Source organism: Sorangium sp. KYC3313 (assembly GCF_052075895.1).
Lineage (GTDB): Bacteria > Myxococcota_A > Polyangia > Polyangiales > Polyangiaceae > Sorangium > Sorangium cellulosum_B.
The window spans coordinates 1,392,686-1,408,916 of record NZ_CP197255.1; the positions used below are offsets into that span (position 1 = coordinate 1,392,686).

At 73.6% G+C, this 16,231-nt stretch carries 11 protein-coding genes; 1 reads left to right on the forward strand and 10 read right to left on the reverse strand.

The genetic code is table 11. The features are described 5' to 3' along the window. Positions 1-96 precede the first annotated feature (96 nt). Positions 97-1,020 carry a DMT family transporter gene (locus tag ACSRUE_RS05430; protein WP_441290085.1) on the reverse strand — a complete coding sequence of 308 codons (924 nt, stop codon included), beginning with the start codon at positions 1,018-1,020 and terminating at the stop codon, positions 97-99. Between the two features lie 47 nt (positions 1,021-1,067). Continuing rightward, entirely contained in the window at positions 1,068-2,789 is a 1,722-nt protein-coding gene (locus tag ACSRUE_RS05435) for an IgGFc-binding protein (RefSeq protein WP_441290086.1), read from the reverse strand. 122 nt (positions 2,790-2,911) lie between these two features. Between ACSRUE_RS05435 and ACSRUE_RS05440 the strand changes: the two genes are divergently transcribed. Beyond that, on the forward strand, positions 2,912-3,127 hold the full coding sequence (locus ACSRUE_RS05440; RefSeq protein WP_437762968.1) for a hypothetical protein: 216 nt from the start codon (positions 2,912-2,914) through the stop codon (positions 3,125-3,127). 42 nt (positions 3,128-3,169) lie between these two features. On the opposite strand, the gene uvrA is transcribed toward ACSRUE_RS05440, so the two are convergent. The 8 genes from uvrA to ACSRUE_RS05480 all read right to left on the reverse strand — a co-directional run bounded on the left by uvrA (position 3,170) and on the right by ACSRUE_RS05480 (position 16,185). Then, a complete protein-coding gene (uvrA, locus tag ACSRUE_RS05445) occupies positions 3,170-6,208 on the reverse strand; it encodes an excinuclease ABC subunit UvrA (RefSeq protein WP_441290087.1) in 3,039 nt (1,012 codons plus the stop codon). A gap of 137 nt (positions 6,209-6,345) precedes the next feature. Further along, the gene (locus tag ACSRUE_RS05450; RefSeq protein ID WP_441290088.1) at positions 6,346-7,116 is read right to left on the reverse strand and encodes a PP2C family protein-serine/threonine phosphatase; all 771 of its coding nucleotides are present in this window, start codon (positions 7,114-7,116) and stop codon (positions 6,346-6,348) included. A 301-nt stretch (positions 7,117-7,417) separates the two neighbouring features. Continuing rightward, positions 7,418-7,864, reverse strand: coding sequence for a hypothetical protein (locus ACSRUE_RS05455; RefSeq protein ID WP_437762971.1), 447 nt, complete (start codon positions 7,862-7,864; stop codon positions 7,418-7,420). Positions 7,865-7,877: 13 nt separating this feature from the next. After that, the gene (locus ACSRUE_RS05460; protein ID WP_441290089.1) at positions 7,878-8,762 is read right to left on the reverse strand and encodes a DUF2894 domain-containing protein; all 885 of its coding nucleotides are present in this window, start codon (positions 8,760-8,762) and stop codon (positions 7,878-7,880) included. Between the two features lie 197 nt (positions 8,763-8,959). Continuing rightward, on the reverse strand, positions 8,960-9,592 hold the full coding sequence (locus ACSRUE_RS05465) for an OmpA family protein (protein WP_437762973.1): 633 nt from the start codon (positions 9,590-9,592) through the stop codon (positions 8,960-8,962). A gap of 115 nt (positions 9,593-9,707) precedes the next feature. Continuing rightward, positions 9,708-13,064, reverse strand: coding sequence for a hypothetical protein (locus tag ACSRUE_RS05470; protein ID WP_441290090.1), 3,357 nt, complete (start codon positions 13,062-13,064; stop codon positions 9,708-9,710). An 18-nt stretch (positions 13,065-13,082) separates the two neighbouring features. Further along, positions 13,083-13,934 carry a hypothetical protein gene (locus ACSRUE_RS05475; RefSeq protein ID WP_441290091.1) on the reverse strand — a complete coding sequence of 284 codons (852 nt, stop codon included), beginning with the start codon at positions 13,932-13,934 and terminating at the stop codon, positions 13,083-13,085. 112 nt (positions 13,935-14,046) lie between these two features. Then, complete coding sequence (locus ACSRUE_RS05480; RefSeq protein ID WP_441290092.1) at positions 14,047-16,185, reverse strand: prolyl oligopeptidase family serine peptidase; 2,139 nt, start codon at positions 16,183-16,185, stop codon at positions 14,047-14,049. Positions 16,186-16,231 lie beyond the last annotated feature (46 nt).

The window sequence follows — 16,231 nt, forward strand, 5'->3', positions numbered from 1 at the left end:
GCGCGACCGCTGCCCGGACACACGCAGTCAGGCGTTCACGCCGCGCCGGACACCGGGCGCCAGCCGCGGGCCGCGGCGCGCCGGAGGAGGCGCGCGTCAGCCTGCGCTCGTCGCCGCCGACGAGCTCGACCCGAGGATCGCGACGGTGGCGCCGGCGAGGATGATCGCGGCGCCCGCGATCTCGAGGGCGGTCGGGGTGGCGTGGAGCCACAGGGCGCCGATGGCGATCCCGCCGAGCGTCTCGCCGGGGGACACGAGCGCGACGATGGACGGGGACATGCGGCGCGCCGCGATCTGGACCGCGGTGTGGCCGACGACGGTGGGGACGAGCGCGAGCGCGACGATGGCGACGGCGGCGTGGGCCGGCGGCGGGGCGACGCCCTCGAGCGCGCCGGGCGCGAACGGGAGCGCCACGGCGAGGAACACGGCGGCGCTGCCGTAGACGAGGGTGGCGTAGCTCCGCGCCGGCAGCGCGTCCCGGAGCGCGCGGGCGAAGGACACGTAGAGGCCGTAGAGGAGGGTGGCGCCGACGACCAGGAGGTCGCCCGAGAGCCGGTGATCGCCGGCGCCGGCCGAGCGCGCGACGACGAGCGCGCCGACGGTGGCGAGGAGCACGCCCGCCTGCTCGGAGCGCGTGGGGCGGACGCCGAAGAACGCCCACGCGCAGAGCACGACGGCGAGCGGCTCGAGCGAGACGAGCGAGAGGGCCGCGGCGAGGGACGTGCGGTCGAGCCCCCAGAGGAAGAGCGCGAAGTGGACGGCGAGCAGGAGGCCGGCGCAGAGGACGGCGGCGCCCTGGCGCGGCGAGAGGCGAGCAGCCGAGCGGGCGATCGCGCGCAGGTCGAGCAGGGAGAGCGCGATCGCGGCGAGGGCGACCCGGCCGAAGGCGATGGCGAGCGGGTGGACCGGGCGCGCATAGCGGGCGAGCGGGCCGCTCGCGGCGAAGGCGAGGCTGGCCAGGACGACGAAGAGCGCGGCGCGGCGGGCGCGACGCGCCGAGGTGCGCGGCTCGTCCGTCATGCGAGGGTGCTAGTTCAGGAGACCGGGAAAGACAACCAAGCGCGGGGTCAGCGGGGCGGGGGCGGCGGGGGCGCGATGACGACGAGGTTGAGCCCGCCGGGGTACTGGTAGCTCGTGTAAGCGCCGTAGCCGAGCACCTGGATGCCGACGGGCGCCGAGGCGGTCAGCACGTGCGCGCCGCCGTTGCCGGGGCCGAGCCGGACACGCGCGACACCGAAGCCGGAGCCGTTGCCGATCGGGGTCGGGGCGACGTCGACGGGGCCGTCGTCGAGCGTGATCGTGGCGTCGAGCGGCTGGATGATGTCGACGTAGCTCTCATCGTAGTCGCTCGGCGCGAGGAAGACGTACTTGGAGCGGTATTGCTCGACCGCGGTGGGGTGGCTCTGCGACGGATCGCCCTTCTGGCGAGACTCGGTGTCCGCGTCGACGATCTCGGCGCCCAGCATGAACGTGCTGACCGCGAACTCGTGGTCTCCCACGACCTCGAAATCCCGCCTCACCACGTCGAGGTCGACGACCTGGCCAGCGTCGATGGTGGTCGGCGCGCCGTCCGGCCTGCCGGACGGGTACGTCAGCGCCGTGCCGTCGACGTTGCCATAGAGGCGCACGATGTGGCCGATGACGCGGCCGCCCGGCGACGTCGGGACCGTCACGAAGTACCGCTTGCCCAGCGTCTCGGCGGGGAACACGGACTCCTCGAGGTGGTCGCAGGCCTGGCGGCCGATCGGCGCCTGCACGCACGGGATGCCCGTCAGCACCTGGACAGGGCGGGTCGCGGTGACGAGGCTGCCGCTGAGGTCGCTCCTCGGGTGCCCGAGGACCTCGACGACATCCCCCGCGTCGAGCTGGACGGTGAAGCTGCCGCCGCCGGTCGTCCGGGGGATGCCGTCGCCCGCGACCACCGTGCCTCCCTGGGCGACGTTCACGGTGACGCTGGTGCCGTCCTGGATCCCGCTGATGACGATGTAGCCGCCGAAGTCCGCCTCCGCCCAGCCGCGCTGGCCCGTGACGCGGTAGTTGCCTGTCATCGCGGTGCTCGGCAGGAGCAGCGACGCGTCGTTGGTGAAGGAGAAGCAGCCGAAGGGCTCCCCGTCGTTGGCCGCGCACGCCTCGTTGCCAGGGCAGGAGGACCAGTCCTTTCCGGACGGGCCGCCCTCGCCCTTGTACTCGAGCGCGTTGAATTGATAGACCGTGACCGGCCTGGTCGAGACGAGGTGGTAAGCGCCTCCGTCGACGCGGACGGAGCTCGTGATCGAGTCTCCCCCGGTGCAACGGGTGGCGTCGGGCCCCTTCAGCTCACGCACCCAGGGGAGGTAGATCTTGCTCAGGCTGTTGGGCTTGACCTCGGCGCGCGCCACCGCGGCGCCGGCGCGCGTCACCTCGACCTCGGCGATCTCGTCGCCGGCGTTCGCGACGACGACCGCGTAGTCGAAGATCGACCAGACGATGTTCGCGGTGACCGTGGGCCAGAAGTCACAGCCGATATAGGACTTGCTCGCGGCGGCCTCCGCGCACGTCCTCGGGTCGCCGACCAGCTCGGGGCCGACGTCGCCGCCCCCGGTGCCGGCGCCGATGTCGTCGCCGATGTCGTCGCCGAAACCGCCGGAGCTCATCGACCCGACGGCGTCGCCGCCCGAGCCGCCGCCGCTGGAGGTGGTCCCAGGCCGAGGGGCGCCCGCCGACGAGCCGCTGGCCGAGCACGCCGCCGCCGAGGCGGCGCCCACCCAAAGTCCTACGCCGAGAAATAGAGCATGCTTCGAGATCTGCATGGGCCCTCCCGTCAACGGATCTCGAGCGCAGGGGCCTGTACGACAGCCCCGCTGGCACGAGAACTCATGATGTTGTTTGCTGAAGGTGCTGGTCGGGTGCTCGCGCACCCCTGGACACGTTGGTGTCCATCGATCCCGGCTACGCGCTTTTGCAGCGCGGCGCAAGCCGATCGAATAAATCAGTTATGGGCGACACCAATGAATATCGCGCTTCTCTGAAATGGATGGCCAGCGAGCGGCACAGATCACAAATGCGTCTGTCTCAGGCGCGTCGGGATGAGCCGTCGCAGACGTTCACCCACGTGAACGTGGTCGTGGTCGTCAACGTTGGACCGTGAACGACCGCGTTCGAATGTAGGAGAACGCGGCGCGAGGCCTGGTTAACGCCTCGGGGGGAGAAGGGGGCGAAGGAACTGTCCTGTGTACGAGCCCTTCACCTTCGCGACGTGCTCCGGCGTCCCCTCGGCGATGACCCGGCCGCCGCCGGCGCCGCCCTCGGGGCCCAGATCGATCACCCAGTCCGCGCACTTGATGACGTCGAGGCTGTGCTCGATGACCACCACCGTGTTCCCCGCTTCGACCAGCCGGTGGAGCACGCCGAGCAGCTTGCGGATGTCCTCGAAATGCAGGCCCGTCGTGGGCTCGTCGAGGACGTAGAGCGTTCGCCCCGTCTGGCTCTTGCCGAGCTCCCGGCTCAGCTTCACGCGCTGCGCCTCGCCGCCGCTCATCGTCGGCGCGCTCTGGCCGATCTTCATGTACCCGAGGCCGACCTCGACCAGCGTCTCGAGGACGCGGCGCAGCGCGACGTGGTGCTCGAAGAGACGCAGGCAATCCTCGATGCTGGTGTCGAGGATATCCGCGATGCTCTTGCCCTTGAACCGCACCGCGAGCGTCTGCGCGCTGTACCGCTTGCCGGCGCACACCTCGCACGGGACATAGACGTCGGCGAGGAAGTGCATCTCCACCTTCACCATGCCGTCGCCGCTGCACGCCTCGCAGCGCCCGCCCTTCACGTTGAAGCTGAACCGCCCCGGGCCGTAGCCGCGCGCGCGCGACTCCGGCAGCTCGGCGAAGATCTCGCGGATCTGGTCGAACGCCTTCGTGTACGTCCCCGGGTTCGAGCGCGGCGTGCGGCCGATCGGCTTCTGGTCGATCGCGATGACCTTGTCGAGCGCCTCGAGCCCCTGGATCGCGCGGTGCGCGCCGACCGGCTCGGTGCTGTGGTGAAGCGCCCGGCCCAGCGCCGGCAGGAGAATGCCGTTCACCAGCGAGCTCTTGCCGGCGCCGCTCACCCCGGTCACCGCGAGCAGCACCCCGAGCGGGAAGCGGACGTCGATGCCCCTCAGGTTGTGCTCGGCCGCGCCCAGGATCTCCAGCCACCCGCGCGGCGCGCGCCGCGCCTCGGGCACCTCGATGCGCGCGCGCCCCGCCAGGTACGCGCCGGTCACGCTCTCGGGGTCACGCGCGATCTCCTCGGGCGTCCCCGCGGCCATCACGCGGCCGCCTAGGTGGCCGGCCCCGGGGCCGAAATCCACGACATAGTCGGCGGCCCGGATCGTCTCCTCGTCGTGCTCCACCACGAGCACCGTGTTGCCCAGATCCCTGAGGCGCCGCAGCGTCTCGATGAGGCGCTGGTTGTCCCGCTGGTGCAGGCCGATGCTCGGCTCGTCGAGCACGTACATCACCCCGGAGAGCTCGCTGCCGAGCTGGCTCGCCAGCCGGATGCGCTGCGCCTCGCCGCCGCTCAGCGTCGGCCCCGAGCGGTCGAGCGTCAGGTAGTCGAGCCCCACGTTCAGGAGAAAGCTGAGCCGGCTCGTGATCTCGCGCCGCACCCCCTCCGTGATCTTCTGCCGGTTGCCCGGCAGCTCGAGCCGGGCGAAATGCTCGTAGGCGTCCCGCACCGTCATCGCGGTGACGTCGGCGATCCCCTTGGCCGCGACGCGCACCGCGAGCGACTCGGGGCGCATCCGCCGGGAGCCGCAGGCGTCGCACGGGCGCTCGCTCATGAACTTGCGGTAAGCGTCCCGCGCCGACTCGGACGACGACTGCTGGAACCGGCGCATCAGGCTGGGGATCACGCCTTCGAACTTCATGCCCCAGGTGCCGTGCGTCTCGGTCCCCTCCTTCCCCCACGTCACCGCGATGCGCTTGCCGGAGAGGCCATGGAGCACCATCTCCTGCTTCTTCGCCCCGAGCTTGCGCCAGGGCACGTCGAGGTCGACGGAGCACGCCTTGGCCACGGCGTCGATGATGCGGAACGTCCAGCCCTCCCCGCGCGCCATGGCCGACGCCCAGGGGGCGATGGCGCCCTCCCGGATCGACAGCGCAGGATCCGGGATCACGAGGGCCGGATCGATCTCGAGGCGGGTGCCGAGGCCGTTGCAGGCGCCGCACATGCCGAGCGGGCTGTTGAAGGAGAAGCTCTGCGGCGAGAGCTCGGGGAAGCTCTGGCCGCAGCAGGAGCGCGCGGCGCTGAACAGCAGCGGGGCGTCGGGGCGACGCCGCCGCCCGGACGCCCCCTCGTCGGCCTGGAGCTCGACCCGGAGCTCGCCGCGCCCCTCCTGGAGCGCGACCTCGACCCCCTCCGTGATGCGCTGGCGCTCGTCCGCCCGCACGACCAGCCGATCCACCACGAGCGCGATGGTGTGCTTGAGCTTCTTGTCGAGCTTCGGCAGCTCGTCGAGCCGGTGCTGCGCCCCGTCGATCTCGACCCGCACGAAGCCGCGGCCCCGGAGCTCCTCGAACAGGTCCTTGAACTCCCCCTTCCGGTGCGTCACGAGCGGCGCGAGCAGCACGAACTTCGTCCCCTCCGGCATCCCGAGGAGCTCGTCGACGATCTGCTCCGAGCTCTGCGCCTTCACCGGCTTGCCGCAGAGGTGGCAATGCTGCTCGCCGGCGCGCGCATAGAGCACGCGCAGGTAATCGTAGACCTCCGTGATCGTGCCCACCGTGGAGCGCGGGTTGCTCGACGCGCTCTTCTGCTCGATGGCAATGGTCGGCGACAGGCCGCGCAGGTGCTCGACCTGCGGGCGCTCGAGCTGACCCAGGAACTGGCGCGCGTAAGAGCTCAGCGTCTCGACGTAACGCCGCTGCCCCTCGGCGTAGAGCGTGTCGAACGCCAGGCTGGACTTGCCCGAGCCGCTCACCCCCGTGAACACCACGAGCTTCCGCTTCGGCACCTCCAGCCGATCGATGCGGAGGTTGTGCTCCCGCGATCCGAGCACCTCGATGAAATCCGGCTCGCGCGCCGCGTCGAGGAGCTTGAGCGCCGGCCGGTGGTGCTCCGCAGGATCGAGCTCCGCCGCCGCCGGGCCGGCGCGCCGCGCGCCCGACGCCTTCCCCGGCTTGCTCAGCGCCGCGCTCCGGGACGGGGATTCGATGGATTGCGGGGGTGTTGATCCGTTCGTTCGCGCGCCCATTGGGATTCCCCACCGCCATTAACACGGTGGCGCGCTCTCTGGCACCTCCAGGCACGCGATGTTCCATGGAAAAACTGGCGGGCTGAGCGCAATGCTCTCGCCCGCACACCGCCGGAGCGGCAGGGCGGGCGCGCGGATCAGCGCCGGGTCGGGCCGCCGGGCGAAGCGCGCCAGCGCACGACAACGCAGGTGACGTTATCGGGGCCACCGTTCTCGTTGGCGCGCTTGACGAGCCGGGACGCGATGCCGGCCAGATCGGTGGGGGTCGCCAGGATACTTGCGATATCTTGCGCCGGCACCACGCCGGACAGGCCATCTGAGCAGAGCAGGAGGACATCCCCTCCCTCGATGGCCTCGATCCGCGTCTCGACGTCGACCGCCTCGTCGGTGCCGAGGGCGCGCGTGATCACGTGCTGGAGCGGGAACGAGCTGGCCTGCTCGGGGAGGAGGTGGCCGAGCCGGATGCACTCGTTGACCAGCGAGTGATCGCGCGTGAGCTGCTCGAGGCGATGCTCGCGGAGGCGGTAGACGCGGCTATCGCCCACGTGCGCGACGGCGATGAAGCCGTCGCGCGCGAGCACGGCCGCGATCGTGGTGCCCATGCCGCGCTTCTCCCGGTCGCGCCGCGCGGCGGAGAAGATGCGGCCGTTCGCGAGCTGGATGCCCGCGACGAGCAGGGGGAGCCCCTGATCGACGTAGCGCGCCTCCGAGCCCCGCGTCGTGGGCGGCCCCACGCCGACGGCGATAGGCCAGGTGGAGTCCGGGTCGTCGAAGAAATCACGCACCGTATCGATCGCCATGCGCGAGGCGACCTCCCCGGCGGCGCGCCCTCCCATGCCGTCGGCCAGGAGGAACAGCCCCCGGGGCTCGAGGATCGCGAAGCTGTCCTCGTTCGTGTCTCGGACCATGCCAGGATGGCTGATCCCGGCGGCTTCAAAAACGAGGTGACGCTGCACGGCGCTTCCCTCCAGCGTGCTCGCAGGCACGCTCTGCCGGACTGCCGGACGACGGGCGCGCGTCTTCCGTCATCGCGTCATCCACACCCTTCCGGCGCCTTCCTCGGACCGATCGCGCGACACGGGGTGCTTCGTCTGCTCATCTTGCCGCCCGCTCCGACTGCTCCTAGCGAGCCTACGCGCCAAGGATCGGTCGCGTCCACCAGATCAGGCCTCGGGGCGCGCCCGCCCGCGGCCGTCCGCGGCGGCCTCGTCACGGGACCGCGAACCGCTCGGCGCCGCCGCCGGAGCACGCGCTCAGCGCGAAGCCGAACCGCCCGTCGTCGGTGCCCTCCTGCATGATGCGCTCGAGGTTGCGGCACTCGTGGCGGAAGACGCCCCGGAGCGCGTAGCGATCCTTGCTGTCCACGACGACCACGACGCCCGTGAGCGTGACCTCGAGGCGGTAGGTGACGGGATCGCCTTCGATGGTGTACCGCGTGGTCGTGAACTCGGACGGGTCGTGGTTCCTGTACGCCTGCCAGATGCACTCGCGCGCCGCGCCGTTGTAGCCGTCGCCGCGCTTGACCACCTCGGTGCCGCACTGCTTGAGCGGCGGCGTGAGCGGCCCGCTCTGCACCTTGTCGGGCGAGGACGAGCAGGCGCTGACGAGCAGGAACAGCGCGAGGGAAGCGAGCGATCGGCCTGGCGAGCGGAGCATGGGGACTACTTACCTAACGCGATCCGCGAAAAAGGGATTCTTTTTTTCGGGCGGACCGCGCCGGCCGCCGGCGAGGGGCGGCGTCGCTCGTGTTCCGAGGGGCGGCTTTTTTCCTGGCTGGCTTCCCGGGCTGCGGCTCGAGCGCGGCGGCCAGGGCGCCGAGGTCCTGGAGGCCGGCCACGAGCGCGCGCAGGTAGTGCGCCGAGAGCCGCTCCGCGGCGCAGAGCGCCCGGGAGGCGAGCACCTGGGCGTTGTAGGGGCCGGCGTCCTCCGGCACGTTGTCGGCCGCGCGCGCGACGGCGAGCGTGGCGCGGGCGCTCACCAGCGACTCGTGGAACAGCGCGGTGGACAGCGCGCTGCTGAGGGCCTGGGCTTGCCGCTTCACCCGGCGCTCGACGACGTCGCCGTCGCACGGGAGCTCCGCGAGATCGCGCGCGAGCGGCCCGGGGAGGCGCACGTCGCGCGCGGCCACCTCGCCGCGGAGGCGCGCGAGCGAGGGGACGGCGGTCGTCTTGCGCTCGGCGGCGAGCGCGCGCAGGCGGCGGCGCGCGGCCCTCACGACGGCGGGGAAATCGCCGAGCGCGAGCGCCGCGGCCAGGGCGCCGTCGTGAGGGAGGCCGGCGTCGGCGAGGGCGCGGAGGTGGGCCTCGGCGTCGGCGCGGGCGCGGTGGAAGGCGGCGTCGAGCGCCGCGAGCCGCGCGGAGGCGCGGGCAGCGAGGCGCGCGCGGGCGCCGCCGTCGAGGGCGCGAGCGCGCTCGAGGAGCGCCTCGACGAGGCGGTAGCCCGCGGGGTCGAAGCGGTGGGCGCCGGCCGCCCGCAGGGCGGCGAGGCGCGCGTCGGCCGGGGGCGACCCGGGTTGGGGCGACGGGGGCGACCCGGGTTGGGGCGACGCGGCCAACCCGGGTTGGGGCGACGGGGGCGACCCAGGTTGGGGCGACGCGGCCAACCCGGGTTGGGGCGACGGGGGCGACCCAGGTTGAGGCGACGCGGCCAACCCGGGTTGGGGCGACGGGGGCGACCCAGGTTGAGGCGACGCGGCCAACCCGGGTTGGGGGTGGGGGGGCATTGTCGGAGAAAAATCCGACGTGGATGTCATCAGGGCGCGCCTCGCCGCGGGATCGGCGAGATCTCCACCCGGCGGTTCTTCGCCCGGTTCTCGCTCGTGTCGTTGGGCGCCACCGGGTGCCGCTCTCCGAAGCCGGCCGCGAACAGCGACGTGTCGGGGACACCCGCCGCGGCGAGCGCCCGCGTCACCGTGAGCGCTCGCTGCGCCGACAGCTCCCAGTTGTCCGCATAACCGCGGGACGAGCTCGTGAGCGGGCGATCGTCCGTGAAGCCGCTCACCATGATGAGCTCGTCATGATGCTCGAGGTACGCCTTGAGCGGGTCGGCCAGCGCGCGGAGCAGCGCGATGCCCGCAGGCTGAAGCTCGGCCGAGTTGAGCTCGAACAGGATGCTGCCGCGGATCCCGATGCGCCCCTCCGTCAGGGTGATCCTTCCCTCGGCGAGCGGTCCGGCCAGCGCGCGCTCGAGCGTTTCCAGACGCGCGCGCTCCGTCGCGCGGGTGGCGCGCTCGGCGGCGAGATCGCGGGCCAGATCGACCTGAAACGAGATCGCCCAGACGAAAAAGAGCACGAAGAGGCCGAAGAGACAGGCCATGAGGTCGCCGAAGACCGGCCAGACCGCCGCCTGCTCGGGGACTTCGTCTTCGGCCGGCGTCAGGGACATCGCATCGCTCTCGCGGCGGACGTCAGCAAACGCGGTGAGATCTCGCCGCGATCCGCCGAGCGCACGGCCTCAAGGCGCGAGAGACCAGGGCCAGACGCACGCGAGGCGCGGCGCATCAGCTCGTCTTGCTCCTCAGCGCCCGCAGCTCGGAGAAGAGCTCGCGCTGGAACTGCAGCGAGTGATCGAAGACCTCACGGGTCTGGTCGAGGTAAGCGCCGAGGAGGTCCGTCGCCTCGCCGTGCTCCCGGCGCTCGATCGCGTCCTCGATCGCCCCCAGGCTGTTCAGCCAGCGATCGCTCGCGTCACGGTAACGGTCAACCGCCACGGTGAACATTTCCGCCACAGACGTCATCTCGGCGCCGCCGGCCCGCACGAGCTCCGAGGCCTCCCGCACCACCGCTGCGGTTGCCTCGAGGCTCTCGCCGAGGCCGCGGGCGTGGGCGCTGAGCCGCTCGGCGAGCCCGTCGGCCGCCTCCCGCCGCGCTCCGTCGAGCCGCTCCTCGAACGCCAGCAGCCGCGACGCCTGCTCCGCCAGCTGCGCACGCGCCGCCTCGCCCAGCGCCGCCACGCGCGCCTCCGCGCGCGCCTCTCGCTCCGCGCCGCTACGCTCCGCCGCCTCCGCCAGCGCGGCCACCCGCTCCGCCTGCTCCCGCGCGCTCCCGGCCATCCCCGCCGTCGCCTCCGACAGCTTCTCCAGCAGCGCGTCCAGCCTCACATCCCGCGCTGCGTCCGCCTCCGCACGCGCCGACAGCCGCTCCGACGCCTCCCCGATCAGCCGCGACGCCGCCTCCGGCGCCGCCTGCGCCGCCCGCGCCGCCTCCGACAGCGCTTCGCCCAGCGCCTCGCCCAGCGCCGTCAGGTGCGCCGCACGCTCCGCGTCCAGCTCCGCCTGCCGCTCCGCCGCTTCCGCTGCGCGCGCCGCGTGCGCTCGCTCCAGCCGCTCGACCGCCTCCCCCACCACCGACGACAGCCGCTCCGCCTGGCCCTCCAGCCTCGACGCCGACGCCGTCTCGAGCTCGCGCCGGTGCGCAGCGGCCTCCTGGTCGAGCCGCGCGAGCCGCTTCGCTGCGCCCTCTTCCATCCGCTCCAGCCGCGACGCCACGCCCCCTTCCATCCGCTCCAGCCGCGACGCCACGCCCCCTTCCAGCTGCGCCAGGCTCTCGCCGAGGCCGCGGGCGTGGGCGCTGAGCCGCTCGGCGAGCCCGTCGGCCGCCTCCCGCCGCGCTCCGTCGAGCCGCTCCTCGAACGCCAGCAGCCGCGACGCCTGCTCCGCCAGCTGCGCACGCGCCGCCTCGCCCAGCGCCGCCACGCGCGCCTCCGCGCGCGCCTCTCGCTCCGCGCCGCTACGCTCCGCCGCCTCCGCCAGCGCGGCCACCCGCTCCGCCTGCTCCCGCGCGCTCCCGGCCATCCCCGCCGTCGCTTCCGACAGCTTCTCCAGCAGCGCGTCCAGCCTCACATCCCGCGCCGCGTCCGCCTCCGCGCGCGCCGACAGCCGCTCCGACGCCTCCCCGATCAGCCGCGACGCCGCCTCCGGCGCCGCCTGCGCCGCACGCGCCGCCTCCGACAGCGCCTCGCCCAGCGCCTCGCCCAGCGCCGTCAGGTGCGCCGCACGCTCCGCGTCCAGCTCCGCCTGCCGCTTCGCCGCTTCCGCTGCGCGCGCCGCGTGCGCTCGCTCCAGCCGCTCGATCGCCTCCCCCACCACCGACGACAGCCGCTCCGCCTGGCCCTCCAGCCTCGACGACGACGCCGTCTCGAGCTCGCGCCGGTGCGCAGCGGCCTCCTGGTCGAGCCGCGCGAGCCGCTTCGCTGCGCCCTCTTCCATCCGCTCCAGCCGCGACGCCACGCCCCCTTCCATCCGCTCCAGCCGCGACGCCACGCCCCCTTCCAGCTGCGCCAGGCTCTCGCCGAGGCCGCGGGCGTGGGCGCTGAGCCGCTCGGCGAGCCCGTCGGCCGCCTCCCGCCGCGCTCCGTCGAGCCGCTCCTCGAACGCCAGCAGCCGCGACGCCTGCTCCGCCAGCTGCGCACGCGCCGCCTCGCCCAGCGCCGCCACGCGCGCCTCCGCGCGCGCCTCTCGCTCCGCGCCGCTACGCTCCGCCGCCTCCGCCAGCGCGGCCACCCGCTCCGCCTGCTCCCGCGCGCTCCCGGCCATCCCCGCCGTCGCTTCCGACAGCTTCTCCAGCAGCGCGTCCAGCCTCACATCCCGCGCCGCGTCCGCCTCCGCGCGCGCCGACAGCCGCTCCGACGCCTCCCCGATCAGCCGCGACGCCGCCTCCGGCGCCGCCTGCGCCGCACGCGCCGCCTCCGACAGCGCCTCGCCCAGCGCCTCGCCCAGCGCCGTCAGGTGCGCCGCACGCTCCGCGTCCAGCTCCGCCTGCCGCTTCGCCGCTTCCGCTGCGCGCGCCGCGTGCGCTCGCTCCAGCCGCTCGATCGCCTCCCCCACCACCGACGACAGCCGCTCCGCCTGGCCCTCCAGCCTCGACGCCGACGCGACGTCCGCCTCCCGCCGCGCGCGCGCCTCCTCGTCGAGGCGCCGCTCGACCGCCTGAAGCGCGCCGCCCGCGACCGCGCCCGCGCGCTCCACCGCCTCCGCCAGGATCGGCCTGACCACGCTCGCCGCGACGTCAGCGGTCTGCCGGAGGCCCGCGGCGATGTCGCCGCGGACCTCGGCCGCGGCCGCGGCGAACGAGGCGGCGGCCTGGCGCGCGCCCTCCACCTGGACCGCGAGCAGCCGCTCCTCGAGGCGCTCGAGCCGGCCCGTGGCCTCGCGGAGCGACGCCGCCGCGGCGGGGAGCGCCTCGCCCTGCCGCGCGAGCGCCTCCAGCGCCGCGAGCTGCCGCCCCGCCACCGTGAGCGCCGCGAGCGGGCCCGACGCGTAGGCCTGGAGCGCCGCCGCGGCCCGCGCCTCGGCACGGCGCAGGAGCACACCGGCGAGCCCGAGCACCCCCGACGCCGCGACGCCCGCCGCCGACGTGCCGAACGCGCGCGAGAGGCCCTGCATGGGCGCGGCCAGGCTCGCCCGCAGCGCGTCGACGTCGGCGCTCAGCGTCAGCGCCTCGCGGGCCCCCTGCAGCGTCTCGAACAGGCCGAGGAACGTGCCGAGCAGCCCGATCATCACGAGCAGGCCGACGAGGTACGAGGCGAACGTGGCGCTCGCCGGGGGCAGCGCCGCGCCGGCGACCCGCGCCTCGAGCATCGATCGGAGCGGGGCGCCGCTCTGCTCGATCGCCGCCCGCGTCGCCGGCCGCGGCAGCGCGCCGACCTCGCGCTCGATCCGGGCAGCCCGCCCCGCGCGCACGAACAGCTCGAGCGTGCCGAGCGCGAGCCCCAGCGCGATGAGCTGCACGAGGCGGTACGCGAGCGGGTCCGCCCCGCGGTAGACGAGCGCCGCCCGCCCCACCAGGGCGAGGCCGACCCCGCCGGTGAGGAGCACCAGGATCCGCGTCGTCCACTGCCGCGCCGTCGCGAGCCGCATCGTGAAGCCCCCCGCGAGCTACGCGGGCGCGCCCGCCGCCGCCGCTCCGTCGACCAGCGAGAGCAGCCTGCCCGCCTCGTGCGCGAGCACCGCCTGGACCACGAGCTCCATGCGCTTGAGCTCCCGCAGGAGCCACTGCTCCTGCCCGAACCAGCCCGCGACGTCCTCGAGCCCGGCCCCCTCCGGCAGCGCGCCCACGGCCGCGCGGAAGGCCCGCGCGAAGGCGCGCGAGAGCCCGGGGACGAGCTCGGCGAGCGCGCGCTCGCGCCGCTTCTGGGTGGCGGCGGAGATCGCGGCGTCGAGCCGCTCGAGCCGCGCCGCCTCCGGGCCGAGCGCCCGCAGCGAAGGCGCGAGCTCCTCGCGCAGCGCGCGCGTCTCGAGCCGGATGCGGCCGAGGGCGCGGCCCATGAGCTCTCCGAACGGCTCCCAGATCTGCCCTGCCGCGGACGCGAGCGGGCGCCCCGCGCGGTCGCGGGCCGCGCGGGCAGGCAACACCCCGGTCTGCTCCAGCGTCGCGTGCACCGCCGCCGCGTCGGGGAGCTTGTTCCGCCGGTGGAACGGGGCGGCGAACACCTGGTCGAGCGCCTCCGCGAGCTCGCCGAGGCGATCGGCGGCGAGCGCCCGGACCTCGGCGCGGGCGCCCTCGGACGCCGGCGGCGGCGCGGGGTGGCGGTCGAGGAGCGAGAGCTCGCGCGCGAGCGAGACGCTCCCGTGCAGGTCCATGAGCCCGGCCAGCACCGCCGCAGGATCGGCGAGGTCCGCGAGCGGCGCGCGCGGGCCCTCCGCGAGCGCCGAGACGGCGGCCGCGAGGGGGCGCGAGATCAGAGGCCCGCGGCGGGAAGCCCCGGCTACGGGGTGAAGCGTTCGCACAGCGGCGCGTTGTTAGCCGTCGCGGCGCGGAGCCGCAAGCCTGTCCGTCGCCCCGCCCGCGGCGCGCGTCCCGCGCCTCACGCGCGCCGCTCGTGGCGCGCCGCGCGCCGCCTCACCGCCTGATCGCCGGCGCCTGCGCGCTCGTGGCCCACAGCGCGAACGAGATCTGGTCGGCGCCCTTCGCGACCGCCGACTTGATGAGATCCGCGCCGCCGTGCCCGGCGTTCCGCTCGATGCGGAGCAGGACGGGGCCGCCCGCGCTCGCGGACTGCAGCGCGGCGGCGAACTTGCGCGCGTGCATGGGGTCGACCCGGTCGTCGCTGTCGGCCGACAGCAGGAGGACCGGCGGATACCGCTTCCCCGACTGGACGTGGTGATAAGGGGAGTAGGCGTAGAGCGCCTTGAACTGCTCCGGATCGTCGGCGGAGCCATACTCGCTGATCCACGTCTTGCCGGAGCCGAACAGGTGGTATCGCACCATGTCGAGCAGCGGGACGCCGCAGAGGACGGCCCCGAACAGGTCGGGCCGCTGCGTGAGCGCGGCGCCGACGAGCAGGCCGCCGTTCGAGCCGCCCAGGATGGCGAGCCGCTCGGGCCGCGTGTACCCCTCGCCGACCAGGTGCTCCGCGGCGGCGATGAAGTCGTCGAACACGTTCTGCTTCTTGAGCAGCATCCCGTCCCGGTGCCACGCCTCTCCGTACTCGCCACCGCCGCGCAGGTTCGCCACCGCGTACACGCCGCCCCGCTCGAGCCAGGGGTACATCGAGGAGGTGAACGCGGGGGTCTGCGACATCTGGAACCCGCCGTAGCCGTAGAGCAGCGCGCGGGAGCTCCCGTCCTTCTTCATGTCCTTGCGGCGGACGATGAACATCGAGATCTTCGTGCCGTCCTTGGAGGGGAAGAAGGCCTGTTCCACGCTGAAGGGCGACGGGTCGATGGGCACCTCGATGCGCGCGTAGAGCTCGGTCCGACCCGTCCTGATCGAGGTCGCGTGGATCTCGTGAGGCGATGTGTAGGACTCGAACGAGAAATACGCCTCGTCCTCGTCGGGCAGCCCGGAAGGGCCGCCGACGGTGCCGATGCCCGGCAGCGGGACCTCGCGGACCAGCTTGCCGTCGAGCGCGCGCACCTCGACGCGGCTCGAAGCGTCCTTGAGATAGCTCAGCGCGAGGTGCCCACCCACGATGGAGACGCTGTCCAGCGTGGCGTCGGGGCGCTCCGGGACGATCTCCTTCCATGCGGCGCGATCCGGCCTGTCCGGATCGACCTCGAAGACGCGGTAATGCGGCGCGCCCTCGTCGGTGTGGACATAGAGCCGGTCCTTGTAGACCTCGACGTTGTAGTGGGCGTCGCGCCCGACCGCGAGCGGCTTGTCCGCGGCCTGGCCGCCCGGCCTGCGGAGATCGCGAAAGTAGACGTCGGCCGAGGTCCATCCGTGAGCGACGGTGAGCACCAGGAAGCGGCCATCCTTGGAGAGGGACGCGTGAAGGAAGGTCCTTGGATCACCCGTCCTGCCGCGCACCACGCGATCCTGCTTCGGATCCTGGCCGAGCCGGTGGAAGCGCACCTCGGCGTAACCCGGCCGCTCGGCGACCGGGATGGACGGGTCCGTGGGGAGCCAGACGTAGTAGAAGCCGTCGCCGGAGGGCGTCCACGACGCAACCGCGTACTTGGCCCCTTCGATGACGTCCACCTCGGAGCGCTTGCCGGACGCGACATCCATCACATAGAGGGTCGCTTCATCCGAGTTGTTCTGCTGGATCTTGTAGGCGACGTTCTTGCCGTCCCACGACACCTCCCATCCGCCCAGCGAGACGCTGCCGTCCTCGGACCAGGTATTCGGGTCGAACAGCACGCGCTCGTCGCCGCTCTTTCCCTCCTTCCAGTAGACGACCGACTTCTCCTTCGTCGCGTGCCGCCGGCTCAGGAAGTACCGGCCCCGGCGGTGGCGCGGCGCGGAGACCGCATCGATGTAGAATAGCTGCTTCAGCCTTGACGCGATCGCGTCCCGCTCGGGGAGCCGGGCGAGCTCGACGCGCGTGAACGCGTCCTGAGCCTTCATCCACGCCTTCACCTCGGGCGCGTCGCCGTCCTCGAGCCAGCGGTACGGGTCGGTGATCTCGACCCCATGCACGGCGTCCGTCACCGGGGCGACGCGGGTGGGCGGGTACGCGGGGCGGCTCGGGTTTTCGGGGGCGGGGGCGGGCGCGGCGCTGGCCGCGGTGGGGAGCAGAGAGGAGCTTGCGGTCATGGTCGGACCTGATGGGTGTGCCTCGCCACCTCCGCAGGCGCCAGCG

What these genes read in the sequence shown, in the direction of transcription:
- ACSRUE_RS05480 (WP_441290092.1), bottom strand. Translation starts at nt 16,185, where the DNA reads ATGACCGCAAGCTCCTCTCTGCTCCCCACCGCGGCCAGCGCCGCGCCC.
- uvrA (WP_441290087.1), bottom strand. Translation starts at nt 6,208, where the DNA reads ATGGGCGCGCGAACGAACGGATCAACACCCCCGCAATCCATCGAATCC.
- ACSRUE_RS05450 (WP_441290088.1), bottom strand. Translation starts at nt 7,116, where the DNA reads ATGGTCCGAGACACGAACGAGGACAGCTTCGCGATCCTCGAGCCCCGG.
- ACSRUE_RS05430 (WP_441290085.1), bottom strand. Translation starts at nt 1,020, where the DNA reads ATGACGGACGAGCCGCGCACCTCGGCGCGTCGCGCCCGCCGCGCCGCG.
- ACSRUE_RS05435 (WP_441290086.1), bottom strand. Translation starts at nt 2,789, where the DNA reads ATGCAGATCTCGAAGCATGCTCTATTTCTCGGCGTAGGACTTTGGGTG.
- ACSRUE_RS05470 (WP_441290090.1), bottom strand. Translation starts at nt 13,064, where the DNA reads ATGCGGCTCGCGACGGCGCGGCAGTGGACGACGCGGATCCTGGTGCTC.
- ACSRUE_RS05455 (WP_437762971.1), bottom strand. Translation starts at nt 7,864, where the DNA reads ATGCTCCGCTCGCCAGGCCGATCGCTCGCTTCCCTCGCGCTGTTCCTG.
- ACSRUE_RS05465 (WP_437762973.1), bottom strand. Translation starts at nt 9,592, where the DNA reads ATGTCCCTGACGCCGGCCGAAGACGAAGTCCCCGAGCAGGCGGCGGTC.